General features: G+C 69.0%; 17 protein-coding genes. 13 read left to right on the top strand and 4 right to left on the bottom strand.

The features are described 5' to 3' along the window. The first annotated feature begins 75 nt into the window (after positions 1-75). From mca to ACZ50N_RS19215, 4 genes are read left to right on the top strand one after another with little or no spacing between them, the layout of a single operon-like run. Positions 76-948, top strand: a complete 873-nt coding sequence (gene mca, locus ACZ50N_RS19230; RefSeq protein WP_046362012.1) for a mycothiol conjugate amidase Mca — start codon at positions 76-78, stop codon at positions 946-948. Positions 949-952: 4 nt separating this feature from the next. Further along, positions 953-1,249, top strand: a complete 297-nt coding sequence (locus ACZ50N_RS19225; protein WP_464473552.1) for a hypothetical protein — start codon at positions 953-955, stop codon at positions 1,247-1,249. Then, the gene (locus ACZ50N_RS19220; RefSeq protein ID WP_464473551.1) at positions 1,227-3,242 is read left to right on the top strand and encodes a thioredoxin domain-containing protein; all 2,016 of its coding nucleotides are present in this window, start codon (positions 1,227-1,229) and stop codon (positions 3,240-3,242) included. Before ACZ50N_RS19225 ends, ACZ50N_RS19220 begins: the two co-directional genes overlap by 23 nt. Before the next feature lie 11 nt (positions 3,243-3,253). Next, on the top strand, positions 3,254-3,625 hold the full coding sequence (locus tag ACZ50N_RS19215; protein WP_046362060.1) for a nuclear transport factor 2 family protein: 372 nt from the start codon (positions 3,254-3,256) through the stop codon (positions 3,623-3,625). Between the two features lie 27 nt (positions 3,626-3,652). On the opposite strand, the gene trhA is transcribed toward ACZ50N_RS19215, so the two are convergent. Then, positions 3,653-4,390, bottom strand: a complete 738-nt coding sequence (gene trhA / locus ACZ50N_RS19210; protein WP_464470268.1) for a PAQR family membrane homeostasis protein TrhA — start codon at positions 4,388-4,390, stop codon at positions 3,653-3,655. A 55-nt stretch (positions 4,391-4,445) separates the two neighbouring features. Here trhA and ACZ50N_RS19205 point away from each other — a divergent pair, with 55 nt between their 5' ends. The 3 genes from ACZ50N_RS19205 to ACZ50N_RS19195 all read left to right on the top strand — a co-directional run bounded on the left by ACZ50N_RS19205 (position 4,446) and on the right by ACZ50N_RS19195 (position 7,157). Next, positions 4,446-5,237 (top strand): (2Z,6E)-farnesyl diphosphate synthase, encoded by a 792-nt coding sequence (locus ACZ50N_RS19205; protein ID WP_046362059.1) that lies wholly within the window; start codon positions 4,446-4,448, stop codon positions 5,235-5,237. Positions 5,238-5,246: 9 nt separating this feature from the next. Then, a complete protein-coding gene (locus tag ACZ50N_RS19200) occupies positions 5,247-6,596 on the top strand; it encodes a hypothetical protein (RefSeq protein ID WP_464470269.1) in 1,350 nt (449 codons plus the stop codon). Positions 6,597-6,740: 144 nt separating this feature from the next. Next, complete coding sequence (locus tag ACZ50N_RS19195) at positions 6,741-7,157, top strand: hypothetical protein (RefSeq protein WP_046362007.1); 417 nt, start codon at positions 6,741-6,743, stop codon at positions 7,155-7,157. On the opposite strand, the gene coaA is transcribed toward ACZ50N_RS19195, so the two are convergent. Then, positions 7,154-8,092 carry a type I pantothenate kinase gene (gene coaA / locus ACZ50N_RS19190; protein WP_048422938.1) on the bottom strand — a complete coding sequence of 313 codons (939 nt, stop codon included), beginning with the start codon at positions 8,090-8,092 and terminating at the stop codon, positions 7,154-7,156. The genes ACZ50N_RS19195 and coaA overlap by 4 nt on opposite strands. A gap of 30 nt (positions 8,093-8,122) precedes the next feature. On the opposite strand from coaA, the gene ACZ50N_RS19185 reads away from it, so the two are divergent. From ACZ50N_RS19185 to ACZ50N_RS19165, 5 genes are all read left to right on the top strand, one after another. After that, positions 8,123-9,331: a DUF885 domain-containing protein gene (locus ACZ50N_RS19185; RefSeq protein ID WP_464473550.1), complete on the top strand. Its 1,209-nt coding sequence runs from the start codon at positions 8,123-8,125 to the stop codon at positions 9,329-9,331. Between the two features lie 109 nt (positions 9,332-9,440). After that, a complete protein-coding gene (locus ACZ50N_RS19180; RefSeq protein ID WP_046362005.1) occupies positions 9,441-10,904 on the top strand; it encodes a glycine hydroxymethyltransferase in 1,464 nt (487 codons plus the stop codon). Between the two features lie 64 nt (positions 10,905-10,968). Continuing rightward, positions 10,969-11,796, top strand: coding sequence for an acyl-ACP desaturase (locus ACZ50N_RS19175; RefSeq protein WP_464473549.1), 828 nt, complete (start codon positions 10,969-10,971; stop codon positions 11,794-11,796). Positions 11,797-12,008: 212 nt separating this feature from the next. Further along, positions 12,009-13,322: an RNA 5'-3' helicase PhoH2 gene (locus ACZ50N_RS19170; RefSeq protein WP_046362003.1), complete on the top strand. Its 1,314-nt coding sequence runs from the start codon at positions 12,009-12,011 to the stop codon at positions 13,320-13,322. 63 nt (positions 13,323-13,385) lie between these two features. Next, positions 13,386-14,267 carry a polysaccharide deacetylase family protein gene (locus ACZ50N_RS19165; protein WP_464473548.1) on the top strand — a complete coding sequence of 294 codons (882 nt, stop codon included), beginning with the start codon at positions 13,386-13,388 and terminating at the stop codon, positions 14,265-14,267. 89 nt (positions 14,268-14,356) lie between these two features. Here the strand turns inward: ACZ50N_RS19165 and ACZ50N_RS19160 are convergent, their stop codons facing one another. Both ACZ50N_RS19160 and glpX read right to left on the bottom strand, forming a co-directional pair. Then, positions 14,357-15,763 (bottom strand): class II fumarate hydratase, encoded by a 1,407-nt coding sequence (locus ACZ50N_RS19160; protein WP_046362001.1) that lies wholly within the window; start codon positions 15,761-15,763, stop codon positions 14,357-14,359. A 44-nt stretch (positions 15,764-15,807) separates the two neighbouring features. Then, positions 15,808-16,836 carry a class II fructose-bisphosphatase gene (gene glpX, locus ACZ50N_RS19155; RefSeq protein ID WP_046362000.1) on the bottom strand — a complete coding sequence of 343 codons (1,029 nt, stop codon included), beginning with the start codon at positions 16,834-16,836 and terminating at the stop codon, positions 15,808-15,810. 55 nt (positions 16,837-16,891) lie between these two features. On the opposite strand from glpX, the gene ACZ50N_RS19150 reads away from it, so the two are divergent. Beyond that, complete coding sequence (locus tag ACZ50N_RS19150) at positions 16,892-17,596, top strand: DUF4245 domain-containing protein (protein WP_111511915.1); 705 nt, start codon at positions 16,892-16,894, stop codon at positions 17,594-17,596. Positions 17,597-17,604: the final 8 nt, after the last annotated feature.

The raw sequence follows: 17,604 nt of genomic DNA, 5'->3' as shown, positions 1-17,604 counted from the left end.
GGAACTATAGGACGTGTCGGATGTGTTGAATTCGACCGTGAGTGTCCATCCAGGTGAGCAGCTAAGAGGGAACTGTTGAGCGAACTGCGGTTGATGGCCGTGCACGCGCACCCCGACGACGAGTCAAGCAAGGGCGCGGCGACGATGGCCCGCTACGTCGATGAGGGCGTGCGGGTGATGGTGGTGACGCTGACAGGCGGCGAGCGCGGCGACATCCTGAACCCGGCGATGGACCTGCCCGAGGTGCACGGCCGGATGGCCGAGATCCGTCGCGAGGAGATGGCCAAGGCGGCCGCCATCCTCGGCGTCGAGCATCACTGGCTGGGCTTCATCGATTCCGGCCTGCCCGAGGGCGACCCGCTGCCGCCGCTGCCGGAAGGGTGCTTCGCGCTGGAACCGCTCGAGGTACCCACCGAGGCCCTGGTCCGGGTGATCCGCGACTTCAAGCCGCATGTGATCACGACCTACGACGAGAACGGTGGCTATCCCCACCCCGACCACATCATGTGCCACAAGGTGTCGGTCGCGGCCTACGAGGCGGCCGCCGACCACCTGCTCTACCCGGACGCCGGCACGCCGTGGGCGGCCCACAAGCTCTACTACAACCACGGCTTCCTGCGGCAGCGCATGCAGGTGCTGCAAGACGAGTTCGCCAAGAACGGCCAGGAGGGTCCCTTCGCGAAGTGGCTGGAGAGCTGGGATCCGGAGATCGACCTGTCCGCCAACCGGGTGACCACGCGCATCGAGTGCGCGAAGTACTTCCAGCAGCGCGACGAAGCGCTGCTCGCGCACGCCACCCAGATCGACCCGAAGAGCTTCTTCTTCACCACCCCGATGGAGTGGCAGCAGCGGCTGTGGCCCACCGAGGAGTTCGAGCTCGCCCGGTCCCGCGTTCCGGTGTCGCTGCCCGAAACCGATCTGTTCACCGGTATCGAGGGGCGGAACTGAAACCATGGTGACCGCGCTAACTGTCGACATCCTGGCCCAGAACCCGCCGCAGCAGAGCGGACCCGACTTCGGGAAGGCCAGCCCGTTCGGCCTCATCGTGATCGTGGTGCTGCTGATCGCCGTCTTCGGACTGGTGTGGTCGATGAACCGGCATCTGAAGAAGGTGCCGGCCTCCTTCGACAACGACGCCACCGACGCGGACCCGGGCGCGGTCACGGGTGCCCCCGACGCCGATCCCGATCTGGCCGCCGGAAACCCGGCGGATCCGGCGGCGCGCCGTGAGCCCGACGCCGGCACGTAACACCCTCGGGGCGGCCCTGAGCCCCTATCTGCGCCAGCACGCCGACAACCCGGTGCACTGGCAGCAGTGGAGCGCCGAGGCGCTGGCCGAGGCTGCCGCGCGCGACGTACCCATCCTGCTGTCCATCGGCTACGCCGCGTGCCACTGGTGCCATGTGATGGCCCACGAATCGTTCGCCGATCCCGAGGTCGCCGCCGCCGCCAACGCGGAGTTCGTCTGCATCAAGGTGGATCGGGAGGAGCGGCCCGACCTCGATGCGGTCTACATGGCCGCGACCGTGGCGCTGACCGGGCAGGGCGGCTGGCCGATGACGTGCTTCCTGACCCCCGACGGCCGGCCGTTTTTCTGCGGCACCTACTACCCGAAAGCGACCTTCCTGCAACTACTCTCGGCCGTCAGCGAGACGTGGCATCAGCGCCGCGCCGAGGTGGAGCAGGCGTCGGCGCACATCGCGGGCGAACTGCAGACGATGGCCGGCGGTCTGCCCGTGGGCGCACCCGTGACCGCGGAGGTGTGTGACGGCGCGATCGATGCGGTGCTCGCCGAAGAGGACACGGTGCACGGCGGTTTCGGTGGACCCCCGAAGTTCCCGCCGTCGGCTCTGCTGGAGGCACTGCTGCGCCATCACGAACGCACCGGCGCGGACGGGGCCCTGCAGGCAGCGGTCCGCGCGGGTGAGGCGATGGCGCGCGGCGGCCTCTACGACCAGCTGGCCGGCGGATTCGCCCGCTACAGCGTGGACGAGGCCTGGGTGGTCCCGCACTTCGAGAAGATGCTCTACGACAACGCCCTGCTGCTGCGCGTGTATGCGCACTGGGCGCGACTCTCGCGTGATCCGTTGCCGCTCAGAGTGACTCGGGAGACGGCGAGATTCCTGCTCGACGATATGCGCCGCGACGACCTGTTCGTCTCGTCCCTGGATGCCGACGCCGCGGGACGCGAGGGGTCGACGTACGTATGGACACCGGCGCAGCTGCGCGACGCGCTCGGTGACGACGCCGTCTGGGCCGCAGAGCTTTTCGGGGTGACCGACGCCGGCACCTTCGAGCACGGCGCGTCGGTGCTGCAGCTGCGCACCGATCCCGCCGACGCCGAACGGTTCACCGCCGTGCGGGCCGCACTGCGCGCGGTGCGCGCCGAGCGCCCACAACCGGAGCGTGACGACAAGGTCGTCACCGCATGGAACGGCCTCACGATCACCGCACTGTGCGAAGCCGGCGTCGCGCTGGCCGAACCCGAGCTGATCGACGCCGCCGCGGCATGCGCCGGCGCGCTGCTGAACCTGCACCTGCGCGACGGACGACTGCGCCGCACCAGCCTGGGCGGCGTCGTCGGGCCCGGCACGGCGATCCTCGAGGACCACGCGGCGCTGGCCACCGGCCTGCTCACGCTCCATCAGGTGAGCGGCGAGCAGCGATGGCTCGACTCCGCCACCGAGGTGCTCGACCTGGCGCTGGACCACTTCGCGGATCCGGACACCGCCGGCCGCTGGTACGACGTCGCCGACGATGCCGAGCAGCTGCTGGTGCGGCCGGCCGATCCATTCGACGGGGCCACGCCGTCTGGGGCGTCGTTGCTCGCCGAGGCGCTCATGCTGGCGGCGCACCTCGCCCCGTCCGACCGTGCGGCCCGCTACGCCGACGCTTTCAACACCACGCTCGCAGCAGCCGCCCCGGTGATCACCGGCGCGCCCCGTTCGGCCGGGCACTGGCTGGCGATCGCCGAAGCCGCGGTGCGCGGCCCGATCCAGATCGCGGTGTCGTGCGTCGACCCGTCGACGTCGGATCTGCTGGCCGCCGCTCGCGTGCTCGCGCCCGGTGGCGCGATCGTCGTCGGCGGGCCGGCCGATGGTTCGGAACTGCTGCGAGACCGGCCGCGGGTGGCCGGCACCGACGGTCCCGAGGATGCCGCGTACGTGTGCCGCGGGCGGGTGTGCGATCTGCCCGTCCACACAGCGGACGATCTCGCCGCCGCGCTGGGTCCGTCCGTGTAGCGTTGCGGCTCATGAGCTTCGAGCCCGACGTGCTGCAAGGTTTCGTCCAGCGCTACCTCGACACGGTCGCCAACGGCAAGGCCGAGGATGTCGCGGCGCTCTACGCAGAGGACGCCACGCTGGAGGATCCGGTCGGGTGCGGGGAAGTGCACATCGGCCGGCAGGCCATCGCCGGGTTCTACAAGGGCATGGAAGGTGATCACGACATCACCACCGAGCTGCTGACGTTCCGCGCGGGTGGGCACGAGGCCGCATTCACGTTCGCGATCACCGTGGGCGGTGCGATGCGGATCGAGCCGATCGAGGTGATGGTGTTCGACGGCGACGGCAAGATCACGTCGATGAAGGCCTACTGGAGCCAGGAGAACATCACCCCGCTGTAAGGGGCGCTGTCGTTCTGGGGGAAGGGTTCAGCCGGAGAAGACGGCGAACCACATCGCGATGTAGTGGCAGATCGCCGCGACCGCCGTGCAGGCGTGGAAGAACTCGTGATGACCGAAGGTCGTCGGCCACGGGTTGGGCCACTTCAACGCGTAGAGCACGCCGCCGATGCTGTACAGCGCGCCACCGACGATCAGCAGCACCACCGCGGCCACCCCGGCGCCCTGCATGATCGGCCCGATGAACCAGGCCGCCACCCAGCCCAGCAGGATGTAGAGCGGCGTTCCCACCCATCGCGGCGCCGACGGCCAGAACATCTTCAGCAGCACCCCGGCGAGCGCACCGCTCCACACGATCCAGAGCAGGACCCGACCGCTGTCCTCGGGCAGTGCGAGCACAGCGAACGGCGTGTAGCTACCGGCGATGAACACGAAGATCATCGAATGGTCGGCGCGCTTCATCCAGGTGCGCGCCGTCTTCGACTGCCACGTCACCCGGTGGTAAGTCCCGCTGACGGCGAACATCGCCACGATCGTCAGCGTGTACACCAGCGTCGCCAGACCCGCCTGCGTGGACTTCATCGACCACGAGACCGCCACCAGCGTGGCGCCGCAGATCACCGCGATCACCGCGGAGTAGACGTGAATCCACCCCCGCAGCCGCGGCCGGCCCAGGAACTTCGCGACGCCTTCGGCGACCGCCTCGGGCAGATCCTCGGGGTCCCGCGGCGCGTCGGCGGTGTACCAGGGCTCGAGAGATGTCGGCATTTCACCTCCGCTGACTGGCGTGGACAATCCACGGGCCACAGTAGTCTGGATCATCGTGGACCTCATTCCGCGGCGGCTCAAGGAACCGGCTTACCGGCTCTACGAGATGCGGCTGCGCCAGGGGTTGGCCCGGCAGAAATCCGAGCTCCCACGCCACATCGCGGTGCTGTGCGACGGCAACCGCCGGTGGGCCCGTGAACTCGGTCACGACGACGTCGCCTACGGCTACCGCGCGGGCGCGGAGAAGATCGCGGAGATGCTGCGCTGGTGCGCCGAAGCCGGCATCGAGATGGCGACGGTCTACTTGCTGTCCACCGAGAACCTGCAGCGCGACGCCGATGAACTCGCGGCGCTGATCGACATCATCACCGATGTCGTCGAGGAGATCTGCGCACCGGCCAACCAGTGGAGCGTCCGCACCGTCGGCGATCTCGCTCTGATCGGCGAGGAACCCGCCCGCCGGGTGCGCGAGGCCGTGCAGTCGACGGACGCGAACGGCGGGAGGTTTCACGTCAACGTCGCCGTCGGATACGGCGGCCGGCAGGAGATCGTCGACGCGGTCCGCGCCCTGCTGAGCAAGGCGATGGCCGACGGCGCCACCGGGGACCGATTGATCGAAGCCGTCACCGCAGAGGCGATCTCGGAGAACCTCTACACCTCCGGCCAACCCGACCCCGACCTGGTCATCCGGACCTCGGGTGAGCAGCGCCTGTCGGGATTCCTGCTGTGGCAGAGCGCCTACTCCGAGATGTGGTTCACCGAGGCGTACTGGCCCGAGTTCCGGCGGGTCGACTTCCTGCGGGCCCTGCGCGATTACAGCGCCCGGCACCGCCGCTACGGGCGCTAGGGGCCCGCGATGCTCGGCCTGTCCGCCGCGGTGTTCGCACTGAGCTGGTGGCTGGGCCTCTATCTGCTGGCCCGCGATCCGCGCAAACCCGTGCTCGTCCTCGCCGCGGTGGGCCTCACCGGCTTCGCCGCGATGGTGGCGCTCGACGCCGTCCGCACCGGCGCGGGCGTCGACGCGCTCGGCCGGATCGAGGTGTATCTCGTCGCCGTGCCGGGGGTGGCGTGGTTCGCCGTCCTGCTGGAGATGTCGCGCCCGCGGGACTGCACGCGCGGCCGGGGCCGGGAAGCCGCTCTCGTCGGCGCTGCGGCCGTCGTCGCCGCCACCGGAGCAGCGATGGCCGGCGATGTCGAGGGGCCGCTGCGCCTCGGCCACTGGGTGTTGTTCGCCGCAGTCTCCATCCCGGCCGTGGGCGCGCTGCTGGCCGCGGTCCTGCGTCGTCACCAGCCCCGCCCCGTCGTCGGGTTCGTCGTCGTCGCCACGCTCTTCTTCGCGCTCGGCAACGCGATCCTGGTCATCCCGCTCGGTCTGGTTCCGAGCTGGCTCGCGCTCGCCTCGACCGGGTGCGACGTCGCCCTGCTCGGCGTCGCGGTCGCGCTCGGCGACGCCTTCGACGAGGGCCAGGCACTGCGCAAGGACATGCTTCGCTCGGCGCTGGGCACCGCGGCGGTGGCGGTCCTGTTCGGCGGTCAGGTGTTGCTCGGGGTGGCCGTCTCGGGGCCGGGCGCCACGCTGGTCGTCCTGCTGTTCACCAGCCTGGCGGTCGCGATCACGGTCACCGTGCTGGCCGACCCGCTGGCCGGACTCCTCGACCGGCTGGCGTTCTCCCGGACACCCGCGCTGAGCGCCGAACGCGCCGCGCTGCGCAGCACCGAGGCGGCACTGCCGCGCCGCGCGGCCAGCCCCCTCGACGACATGGACGACGAGACGTTCGTGCGCGTCACGCGTCGCGCGCTGGGGCATTACGCGGACCTGTCCAAGCTCGTCGCCAGCCCGTTGACTGCGCTGCCGATCATCGACGAACGCCTCATGCGGCGCGGGGCATCCGATCGACCCCTGGAACGCGCCAACGAGCTGCGCGCCCTGCTGGCCGAGCGCATCGCGGGCCTCAAACCCCGCGACGGCAACGACTTCGGCACCACCGAGGCGTGGCGGCACTACAACGCGCTGTACTTCCCCTACGTCGTCGGCGTCCGTGCCTACGCGCAGAACGCGACCGCCGCCGGCCTGGACCCGGTGGCCCGCCGGGCGTGGCAGTGGCTGGCCACCGAGGTGCCGCAGCGCTCGTTGCACAACTGGCAGAACGCGGCCGCGCGCGTCATCGCCACCGACCTCAAGAGCAGCCTCGTCGACGTGCGCTGACCTGCGGCTGGCAGTAGTTGGCAGCGTTCGGTGTCGATGTGGCACCGACATCGGCGCACCGTCATGGCAGGTACCGGAGTCGCCGTCGGAAGAGGTTACGGCGTCGGCTCCGGTACCGATCGTCCATCGAGAAAGGAACCCGTCATGACCGCCACCGTTTCCTCCCGCCTCGGCACGTCACGCGACTCGCTACTGCGCTTCGCGATGCGCGCCGACGCCGTCTGCAGCGGCCTGACCGGAATCGGACTGCTGGTCCTCGCGCCCACCGTCGCCCGGGTGTCCGGTACGACACCGACCGTCGAGTACGTGACGGGTGCGTCGTTCGTCGTGTTCGCCGTCGCGGTGCTGGTGTTCGCGGCACGGCCGCGCATTCGCACCGCCGGTGCAGTGCTGGCCGCCGGCAACCTGTTGTTCACCGTGGCCACCGTGATCGTGGTGTTGGTCGGGGTGTGGCCGCTGACCACCACCGGTGTGGCGCTTTTCCTCGGCACGGGCGTCTACACGCTCGTGATGGCCGAACTGCAGTTCCAGGGTGTGCGGCGCATCTCCGCTCGCGGCTAGAGCTTGCGCAGCCGAAGCCGGTTGATGGAGTGGTCGGCGTCCTTGCGCAGCACCAACGTGGCGCGCGGGCGCGTCGGCAGGATGTTGTCCATCAGGTTGGGCCTGTTGATCGAATTCCAGATGTCGCGGGCGGCGAACACGGCCTGCTCGTCGGTCAGCGTGGAGTAGTGGTGAAAGTGCGAGGCGGGGTCGGCGAACGCGCCGGCCCGCATCGACAGGAACCGCGAGATGTACCAGTTCTCGATGTCCTCGATGCGGGCGTCGACGTACACCGAGAAGTCGAACAGGTCCGACACCATCAGCGCCGGCCCGGTCTGCAGGACGTTGAGACCCTCCAGGATCAGGATGTCCGGATGGGCGATGATCTGCTTCTCGCTGGGCACGATGTCGTAGAGCAGATGTGAGTACACCGGGGCGCACGCCGCGTCGGCGCCCGACTTGACCGCGGTGACGAAGCGCATCAGCGCCCTGCGGTCGTAGGACTCGGGAAAACCCTTGCGATGCATCAGGTTTCGACGCGACAACTCGGCGTTGGGATAGAGGAAGCCGTCGGTGGTGACCAGGTCCACGCGGGGGTGGTGCTCCCAGCGGGCCAGTAGCGCCTGCAGCACACGCGCGGTGGTGGACTTGCCGACCGCCACGCTGCCCGCCACGCCGATGACGAACGGCACCGGCCGGTCCGGATTCTGCTGCGGCTCACCGAGGAAGTCGGCGGTCGTGGAGAACAACGCCTGCCGCGCCGCCACCTGCAGGTGGATCAACCGCGCCAGCGGCAGATAGACCTCTTCGACCTCGAGCAGGTCGATCTTCTCGCCGAGACCCCGTAGCCGGACCAGTTCGTCCTCGGTCAGCTTCAGCGGGGTCGACATCCGCAGTGCCCGCCACTGACGTCGGTCGAACTCCACGTAGGGGCTGGGTTCGCTCAGCCGAGCCATGGGCACAGTCTTGCAGTTAGCGTGGTGACCATGGACGCCGGTACTAGTTCTGACACGCTGGTGCGCGACTACCTGATGCTCGGGTTGCGCTTCGACCGCATCGAGGAGGGCTACGTCGACTCGTTCACCGGTGACCCCGCGCTGCGCCGCGCGGTGGCCGATGAACCCGCACCCGACCCCGCCGACCTGGCGCGTGATGCGCGCCGGCTGCTCGGCGAACTGCCCGCCGGTCTCGACGACGAGCGCGCCGCGTTCGTCGGCGCGCACCTGCGCGCGCTCGAGTGCGCGGCACGCACGTTCGCCGGCGACAAGGTGGGGTTCGTCGACGAAGTCGAGGCCTACTTCGACGTCCGCATCAGCAAGGGCGATCCCGAGCGCTACCGCGAGGCGCACGCCAAGCTCGACGACGCACTCGGCGGCACCGGCCCGTTGGCCGAGCGCATCGCCGCCCACCGCGCCGCCGAGGAGATCCCGCCGGCGCGGCTCGAGGAAGCCATCCACGCGTTCTCCAGCGCGCTGCGCGACAACGTCCGCGCCACGTTCCCGCTGCCGGAGCGCGAGACCATCACCTACGAGGTGGTCAGCGACAAACCGTGGTCGGGCTTCAACTACTACCTCGGCGACTACCGGTCCACGGTCGCCGTCAACGCCGATCTCAAGCAGCAGATGGCGAACCTGCCACGGCTGGTCGCCCACGAGTCCTACCCGGGCCATCACACGGAGCACTGCCGCAAAGAGGCCGGACTGGTCGAGGCCAAAGGTCAGGCCGAGCAGACGATCTTCCTGGTCAACACCCCGCAGTGCCTGATGGCCGAAGGCCTGGCCGATCTGGCGCTCTACGCCGCCGTCGGGCCGGGCTGGGGGAGTTGGGCCGCCGAGATCTACGCCGATCTGGGCCTGCGGTTCGACGGCGCACGGGCCGAGACGATCTCGGAGGCGACGGCCGCGCTGGCCGACGTCCGGCAGGACGCCGCGCTGATGCTGCACGACGAGCACCGCGACGTCGACGACGTCGTCGCCTTCCTCAAGCGCTGGTTGCTCGTCGACGACGACCGCGCCCGCCAGATGCTGCGGTTCCTGTCGTCGCCGCTGTGGCGGGCCTACACGTCGACCTACGTCGAGGGGTACCGGCTGCTGCGGGGCTGGCTCGACGACCGGCCCGACGGCGTCACGCTGACACAGCGGTTCACCACCCTGCTCGACGAGCCGCTGATCCCGTCGTCGCTGCGGACCGCCTGACCCCGCCGCCGGTTGTGCGGATTCATCCGCGGCGCCCCGGGTCAGGCGTATGAGGGCGCACGCTCGCCGGGTTTTCCGGGCGGGCCCGTGGCCGACTAGGCTCGACACCATGACTGCCACCTCCGCCAAAGGTCAGGGCATCGAATACGCCGACACCGCCAGCGAGGCCTACCGCGCCGCGCTACGAGTGATCGAGAGCGTGGAGCCGCGCATCGCCGAGGCCACCCGCAAAGAGCTCGACGACCAACGGCATTCGCTCAAGCTGATCGCCAGCGAGAACTACGCCTCGCCCGCCGTGCTGTTGACGATGGGCACCTGGTTCTCCGACAAGTACGCCGAGGGCACCGTCGGGCACCGCTTCTACGCGGCCTGCCAGAACGTCGACACCGTCGAGGCGCTCGCCGCCGAGCACGCGCGCGAGCTGTTCGGGGCGTCCTACGCCTATGCCCAGCCGCACTCGGGCATCGACGCGAACCTGGTGGCCTACTGGGCGATCCTGGCCACCCGGGTCGAGACCCCGGGGCTGGCCGAGCTCGGCTCGAAGCACATCAACGATCTGTCCGAAGCCGACTGGGAGACGCTGCGCGCCAAGCTCGGCAACCAGAAGCTGATGGGCATGTCGCTGGACACCGGCGGCCACCTCACCCACGGGTTCCGGCCCAACATCTCGGGCAAGATGTTCCACCAGCGCCAGTACGGCACCAACCCCGAGACGGGGTTCATCGACTACGACGCCGTCGCCGCGGCCGTGCGCGAGTTCAAGCCGCTGATCCTGGTGGCCGGCTACTCCGCCTACCCGCGCCGCGTGAACTTCGCCAAGATGCGCGAGATCGCCGACGAGGTGGGCGCGACGTTCATGGTCGACATGGCGCACTTCGCCGGCCTGGTGGCGGGCAAGGTGTTCACCGGCGACGAGGATCCCGTGCCGCACGCGCACGTGGTGACGACGACGACGCACAAGTCGTTGCGCGGCCCGCGTGGCGGCCTGGTGCTGGCCACCGAGGAGTACGCCCCGGCGGTCGACAAGGGCTGCCCGATGGTGCTCGGCGGCCCGCTCTCGCACGTGATGGCCGCCAAGGCCGTCGCCCTCGCCGAGGCCCGCCAGCCGGAGTTCCGCACGTACGCCCAGGCGGTCGCCGACAACGCGCAATCGCTCGCCGACGGTTTCGTCAAGCGGGACGCCTCGCTGGTCACCGGCGGCACCGACAACCACCTGGTGCTGCTCGATGTCACGTCGTTCGGGCTGACGGGCCGCCAGGCCGAGTCGGCTCTGCTGGACTCCGGCATCGTCACCAACCGCAACGCGATCCCGGCTGACCCCAACGGCGCCTGGTACACCAGCGGAATCCGGTTCGGCACGCCCGCGCTGACCACACGCGGGTTCGGCGCCGACGAGTTCGACCGGGTGGCCGAGCTGGTGGTCGAGGTGTTGTCCAACACCCAGCCCGCCGCGGGGCCGAACGGCCCTTCCAAGGCCAAGTACACGTTGGCCGACGGAACCGCGGACCGGGTGCGTTCCGCCGCGGCCGAGCTGCTGGAGGCCAACCCGCTCTACCCGGGTCTGACGCTCTGACGCGAGGCCTGCGACACGGCCGGGGAATTTTACGATCCCCACAGAATTGGGTTACTGTAACTGCATGGCACAGAAACCTGTCGCTGACGCGTTGACCCTCGAGCTCGAGCCCGTCGTCGAGGAGCAGCTGAGGCGTCACCTCGATACCGAGGACGCCTGGTTCGCTCACGACTACGTGCCCTTCGACCAGGGCGAGAACTTCGCATTCCTCGGCGGCCGGGACTGGGACGCCTCGGATGTGACGCTGCCCAACAAGGTCACCGACGCCGTCGAGATCTTGCTGATCACCAAGGACAACCTCGCCGGCTACCACCGCGAGCTGGTCGAGCACTTCATCCTCGAGGACAAGTGGGGCCGCTGGCTGGGGCGCTGGACCGCCGAGGAGCACCTGCACGCCGTCGCGCTGCGCAACTATCTCGTCGTCACCCGTGAGGTCGACCCGTCGGCCAACGAGGACGTGCGCGTCGAGCACGTGATGAAGGGCTACCGCGCCGACAGCTACAGCCAGCTCGAGACGCTGGCGTTCATGGCGATGTGGGAACGTGCCCACGCCGTGTTCTGCCGCAACCTGGCCGCCCAGACCGACGAGCCGGTGCTGCGCGGCCTGGTCGAGAAGATCGCCCGCGACGAGGAACGCCACGCTGACTTCTTCTCCAACCTGGTGGCCCACTGCGTGACCTCCATGCGCGACGAGACCGTCGACGCGATCGCCACCCGGGCTGCGGCCCTCGACGTGGTCGGTGGCGACATCGACGCCTACACCGACAAGGTGGCCGCCGTCGCCGAAGCCGGCATCTTCGACCGGGCCGCGCTGCGGCAGGTCGTCGCCGACTCGATCGCGGCGTGGGGGCTGACGGACGAGCCGCGTCTCGCGGAGTTCATCAGCTCGTAACGGGGCAGCCGCTTCGGCACGGCGCGCCTGCGCGGCGCGGATGCCCGCGCGGGAGTAGCGTCGTTTTCGATGGCTAGCGAATTGCTCTGCTGTCCGGGCGGTCCGAATCGTTTCGACGAAAGGACCGGCCCCGGTCCTTTCGGCCGCGCCCGCGTCCACCGAGATGTTCGCGCCGGGGCTCCGCGAACTCGCGCAGCCTCGAGGAGCGCTACGTGACCGATTCTCCCATCCGGACCTACGTTCTCGACACCTCCGTCCTGCTATCAGATCCCTGGGCCATCACGAGGTTCGCCGAGCACGAGGTCGTGGTTCCGCTGGTGGTGATCAGCGAACTCGAGGCGAAACGCCATCACCACGAGCTCGGCTGGTTCGCCCGCCAGGCGCTGCGGATGTTCGACGATCTGCGTCTGGAACACGGTCGGCTCGATCAGCCGGTTCCCGTTGGGGCAGAAGGTGGAACGCTGCATGTCGAGCTCAACCACAGCGATCAGAGCGTGCTGCCGTCGGGCTTCCGCACCGAGAGCAACGACACCAGGATCCTGACGGTCGCCGCCAACCTGGCTGCCGAGGGCAAACAGGTCACCCTGGTCAGCAAGGACATCCCGCTGCGGGTCAAGGCGGGCGCGGTGGGCCTGCTGGCCGACGAATACCACGCCCAGGATGTCGTGACGTCCGGCTGGACCGGGATGACCGAGTTGGAGGTCACCTCCGATGACGTCGACGGCCTGTTCGCCGACGGTGAGATCGACCTCGAAGAGGCTCGGGATTTGCCCTGTCACACCGGAGTTCGGTTGTTGGGCAGCAACTCTCACGCGCTGGGCCGGGTCAATCCGGACAAGCGGGTGCAGTTGGTCCGTGGGGATCGCGAGGTGTTCGGCCTCCGGGGAAGGTCAGCCGAACAACGCGTGGCCCTGGATCTGCTGCTCGACGAGTCCGTCGGCATCGTGTCTCTCGGCGGCAAGGCCGGCACCGGCAAGTCCGCGCTGGCCCTGTGTGCCGGTCTGGAAGCGGTGCTCGAGCGGCGCACGCAACGCAAGGTCGTGGTGTTCCGGCCGCTGTACGCCGTCGGAGGCCAGGATCTCGGCTATCTGCCCGGCAGCGAGAGCGACAAGATGGGGCCATGGGCCCAGGCCGTCTTCGACACCCTCGAGGGACTGGCCTCTCCGGCGGTGCTCGAGGAGGTGCTCTCACGCGGCATGCTCGAGGTGCTGCCGCTGACGCACATCCGCGGTCGGTCGCTGCACGACTCGTTCGTGATCGTCGACGAAGCGCAGTCGCTGGAACGCAACGTGCTGCTCACAGTGCTGTCGCGGCTGGGCAGCGGGTCGCGGGTGGTGCTCACGCATGACGTCGCGCAGCGGGACAATCTGCGGGTCGGCCGGCACGACGGTGTCGCCGCGGTGATCGAGAAGCTCAAGGGGCATCCGCTGTTCGCCCACATCACACTGCTGCGCAGCGAGCGCTCGCCGATCGCGGCGCTGGTCACCGAAATGTTGGAGGAGATCAGCCCCGGCGCCCTGCCGTGACCCTGTGATCTGGCACGCCGCGCGCTGGGCGGCGTGCCAGATTCGCACGGTAGGCTGCCCGACGTGCGTAGGCGTCCCGACAGCTTGACCTGGCGTTATGGCCGGACCGTTCTCGGGACGGCCGCGGCGGTGGCCGTCATCATCGTCGGTGGGCTCACGGGTCACGTGCGCCCCGCCAATGCCGACGACGTGGACTGTGCGCAGGTCAAGTGCGTCGCGCTGACGTTCGACGACGGCCCGACCCCATTCACCGACCGATTGCTGTCGATCCTGCGCGCCAACAACGCGGACGCCACGTTCTTCCTGATCGGCAACAAGGTGGCCGCCAACCCCGCGGGCGCCAAGCGGATCGCCGACGCCGGTATGGAGATCGGCACCCACACCTGGGAACACCCGAACATGACGACGATTCCGCCGGAGGACATCGCCGCGCAGTTCAGCAAGGGTGTCGACGCGATCGTCGCTGCCACCGGAGTGCGGCCGACGTTGTCGCGCACCGCCGGTGGGTTGGTCAACGACGCGGTGCTCGCGGAGGCAGGACGGCAGGGCTTGGCCGACATCAACTGGGACGTCATCCCGTTCGACTGGGCCAACGACAGCAACACCGCGGCCACCCGGGCGCTGCTGATGAGCCAGATCAAGCCCAACTCTGTCGTGCTGATGCACGACACCTACTCCTCGACCGTCGATCTGGTCGAGCAGTTCATTCCGGTACTGAAAGCCAACGACTACCACCTGGTGACGGTGAGCCGCATGCTGGGGCCGCGTCAGCCGGGCACGGTGTACGGCAGCCGCGACAACGGGCCGCCGGTCAACGGTCTCGTCGACCTGCCGGCCGGTCAGATCCCGCCACTGCCGGCGACGCCGTCGCCGGCGCCGATGCCGAACTACCCGATCACCGACATCCCGGGCCAGAACTCAGGCGGCCCGAACAACGGCGCGTAGGCCCGGCGCACGTCTGGCGACCAGACGCAAACTCGAGCGGACACGCCGTGGAATTGCTCGAGTTCACGTCTCTTCGCGGAAAAAAGGCCCTACTCCCCGTCGCGAACTTTTGCCATCTTCAGCACGTCCAGGCGCTTGTCGAGTTCTTCTTCGGAGAGCTTGTCGCCGATCAAGCCGCGATCGATGACGGTCTGCCGAATCGTCTTGCGCTCCTTGAGCGCTTCCTTGGCGACCTTGGCCGCCTCCTCGTAGCCGATCGCCGAATTCAGCGGCGTCACGATCGACGGCGACGACTCGGCCAGCTCGCGCAGATGCTCGTCGTTGGCCACCAGCCCGTCGATGCAGCGCTGCGCGAACAGCTTCGACACGTTGGACAGCAGCGTGAACGACTCCAGCACATTGCGCGCCATCATCGGGATGTAGACGTTGAGCTCGAAAGCCCCTGAGAGCCCGCCGACAGTGACGGCGGCGTCGTTGCCGATCACCTGGGCGGCCACCTGCGTGACGGCCTCGGGGAGGACGGGGTTGACCTTGCCCGGCATGATCGAGCTGCCCGGCTGCAGATCGGGCAGCTGCAGTTCGCCGAGCCCGGTCAGCGGCCCCGAGCCCATCCAGCGGATGTCGTTCGCGATCTTGGTCAGCGACACCGCGATGGTCTTCAGGGCACCTGAGGCCTCCACCAGGCCGTCGCGCGCCGCCTGAGCTTCGAAACTGTCGACGGCCGTGCGCAATTCGGCGATTCCGGTCTGGTCGACGAGCACGTCGACGACCTTCGCGCCGAACCCGTCGGGGGCGTTGAGGCCGGTCCCGACCGCGGTGCCGCCGATCGCCAGCTCGCCGAGGCGGGGGAGCGTCGCCTTCACTCGCTCGATGCCGGCCTGGATCTGCCGGGCGTACCCGCCGAACTCCTGGCCCAGCGTCACCGGCACCGCGTCCATCAGGTGGGTGCGGCCCGACTTGACCGTGGTCCGCCATTGCCGAGCCTTGCTCTCCAGCGACTCGTGCAGCACCTCGAGCGCCGGAATCAGATGTCGCACAGCGGCTTCGGTGGCCGCGATGTGCGTCGCGGTGGGGAAGGTGTCGTTGGAGCTCTGCGACATGTTGACGTCGTCGTTCGGGTGCACGGTGACACCGGCCGCGGCTGCGATCGAGGCGATGACCTCGTTGGTGTTCATGTTCGAGCTCGTGCCCGACCCGGTCTGGAACACGTCGATCGGGAACTGGTCGTCGTGCGCGCCGTCAGCGATCTCGGCAGCAGCGGCGATGATCGCGTCGGCCTTCTCCGGTGCCAGCAGGCCCAGGTCCTTGTTCACCTGTGCGCAGGCACCTTTGAGCAGCCCGAGGGCACGGATCTGGGTGCGCTCCAACGGCCGGAACGAAATCGGGAAATTCTCCACCGCACGCTGGGTCTGAGCCCGCCACAGCGCGTTCTTGGGCACCTTGACCTCGCCCATGGTGTCGTGCTCGATGCGGTATTCGACCTCGTTGTCGCTCATTCGCTTCCTGTTCGTCTGGGGTGGGGCGGGGTTAAGAAAGATGGTCAGGGCAGGGGATATGCGGCGGTCTTGTCGCCGGTGAAATCGACCGCGGAGTACTCGTTGAGCTTGGCGAGGCGGTGGTACGCCTCGATCATCCGCACGGTGCCGGACTTGGAGCGCATGACGATGGACTGCGTCGTGCAGCCACCGCCGGAGTAGCGGACGCCCCGCAGCAGGTCGCCGTCGGTGACGCCGGTGGCGGAGAAGAACACGTTCTCCCCGGAGACCAGATCCTCGGTGTGCAACACGCGGTCCAGGTCGTGGCCGGCGTCGATGGCCTTCTGCCTCTCGGCGTCGTCGGTGGGGGCCAGCACGGCCTGAATGGCGCCACCCATGCACCGGATCGCGGCGGCGGTGATGATGCCCTCGGGGGTGCCGCCGATGCCGGCCAGCAGGTCGGTGCCGGAGTTCGGGCGGCAGGCGGAGATCGCGCCGGCGACGTCGCCGTCGGAGATCAGCCGGATGCGAGCGCCTGCCTGTCGGACGTCCTCGATCAGCTGGGCGTGCCGCGGCCGGTCGAGCACGCACACGGTGAGGTCGGCGACGCTGGAGTTCTTGACCTTCGCGACGCGGCGGATGTTCTCGCCGATCGGGGCGGTGATGTCGATGACGTCGACAGCATCGGGTCCGACCGCGATCTTGTTCATGTAGAACACGGCCGACGGATCGAACATCGCCCCGCGCTCGGCCACGGCGAGCACGGAGATGGCGTTGGGCATGCCCTTGCTCATCAGCGTGGTGCCGTCGACGGGGTCGACGGCGAAGTCGCATTCAGGCCCGTCGCCGTTGCCGACTTCTTCGCCGTTGTAGAGCATCGGGGCGTTGTCCTTCTCGCCCTCCCCGATGACGACCACACCGCGCATCGACACCGAGTTCACCAACTCGCGCATCGCGTCGACCGCGGCGCCGTCGCCGCCCTCTTTGTCTCCGCGCCCCACCCAGCGGCCCGCCGCCATCGCGCCCGCCTCGGTGACTCGCACCAGTTCCAGGGCCAGGTTGCGGTCGGGGGCTTCCCGCCTCGATTCCGTCATGGGCGAGATTGTCCCATTAGCGGGCCACCGATCGGGAGCTGGGATACTGGCAGTCATGACCACGCCGCCCGACCCCGGTCAGCCCGCAGGCAGTGAGGGCGCCGAGCGCCCCGCAAGCGGGTACGCGGTACCCGTCGCCAAGCCCGCCAAGGCCCGTCTCCTGCAGGACGGCCGCGACATGTTCTGGTCGATCGGTCCGCTGATCATCGCCTGCGTGGTGCTGGCAGGCGTGCTCGGCAGGTGCTCGTTCGCGCCGACGGGCCCCGGTGAGGGCCCGCCTCCCACCTACGACGCCCGTGCCTCGCTGCAGGCCGACGCGGATGCGTTGAAGATCCCGATCCGGGTTCCGCAGCTGCCCCGCGACTGGCGGGCCAATTCGGGGAGCCGGAAGGGCATCGAGGGGGGCCGCACCGACCCGCAGACCGGTCGGCAGGAGCGTGCGGTGGCCTCGACCATCGGCTACCTCGCACCCAGCGGCATGTACCTGAGCCTGACGCAGAGCAACGCCGACGAGGACAAGTTGATCGCCTCGTTGGGGCCGGATCTGGTGCCGACGGGCACCGAGGACGTCGACGGCATCCGATGGGTCGTCTATCAGGGTGGCGAGCAGGACGGCCGGGCCGCCGAGCCGGTGTGGACCGCCCAGCTGCGCGGTCCGTCGGGACCTGCCCAACTCGCGCTGCGGGGGGCTGCAGGTACGGACGAGTACCGTACGCTTGCCGCAGCGACGCAGTCCCAGCAGCCGCTGACTGTCAACTGATCGACGCA

It is taken from the genome of Mycolicibacterium obuense, assembly GCF_055397605.1.
Note: the sequence above shows the minus strand (reverse complement) of the source record. Positions and strands in the feature narration are given on the sequence as shown.

Bases quoted from the DNA above. Each gene is read 5' to 3' on its own strand.
- ACZ50N_RS19195 (WP_046362007.1), top strand. From the start codon at position 6,741: ATGACCGCCACCGTTTCCTCCCGCCTCGGCACGTCACGCGACTCGCTA.
- ACZ50N_RS19185 (WP_464473550.1), top strand. From the start codon at position 8,123: ATGGACGCCGGTACTAGTTCTGACACGCTGGTGCGCGACTACCTGATG.
- ACZ50N_RS19175 (WP_464473549.1), top strand. From the start codon at position 10,969: ATGGCACAGAAACCTGTCGCTGACGCGTTGACCCTCGAGCTCGAGCCC.
- ACZ50N_RS19150 (WP_111511915.1), top strand. From the start codon at position 16,892: ATGACCACGCCGCCCGACCCCGGTCAGCCCGCAGGCAGTGAGGGCGCC.
- coaA (WP_048422938.1), bottom strand. From the start codon at position 8,092: ATGGCTCGGCTGAGCGAACCCAGCCCCTACGTGGAGTTCGACCGACGT.
- ACZ50N_RS19225 (WP_464473552.1), top strand. From the start codon at position 953: ATGGTGACCGCGCTAACTGTCGACATCCTGGCCCAGAACCCGCCGCAG.
- glpX (WP_046362000.1), bottom strand. From the start codon at position 16,836: ATGACGGAATCGAGGCGGGAAGCCCCCGACCGCAACCTGGCCCTGGAA.
- ACZ50N_RS19215 (WP_046362060.1), top strand. From the start codon at position 3,254: ATGAGCTTCGAGCCCGACGTGCTGCAAGGTTTCGTCCAGCGCTACCTC.
- ACZ50N_RS19180 (WP_046362005.1), top strand. From the start codon at position 9,441: ATGACTGCCACCTCCGCCAAAGGTCAGGGCATCGAATACGCCGACACC.
- trhA (WP_464470268.1), bottom strand. From the start codon at position 4,390: ATGCCGACATCTCTCGAGCCCTGGTACACCGCCGACGCGCCGCGGGAC.
- ACZ50N_RS19160 (WP_046362001.1), bottom strand. From the start codon at position 15,763: ATGAGCGACAACGAGGTCGAATACCGCATCGAGCACGACACCATGGGC.
- ACZ50N_RS19200 (WP_464470269.1), top strand. From the start codon at position 5,247: ATGCTCGGCCTGTCCGCCGCGGTGTTCGCACTGAGCTGGTGGCTGGGC.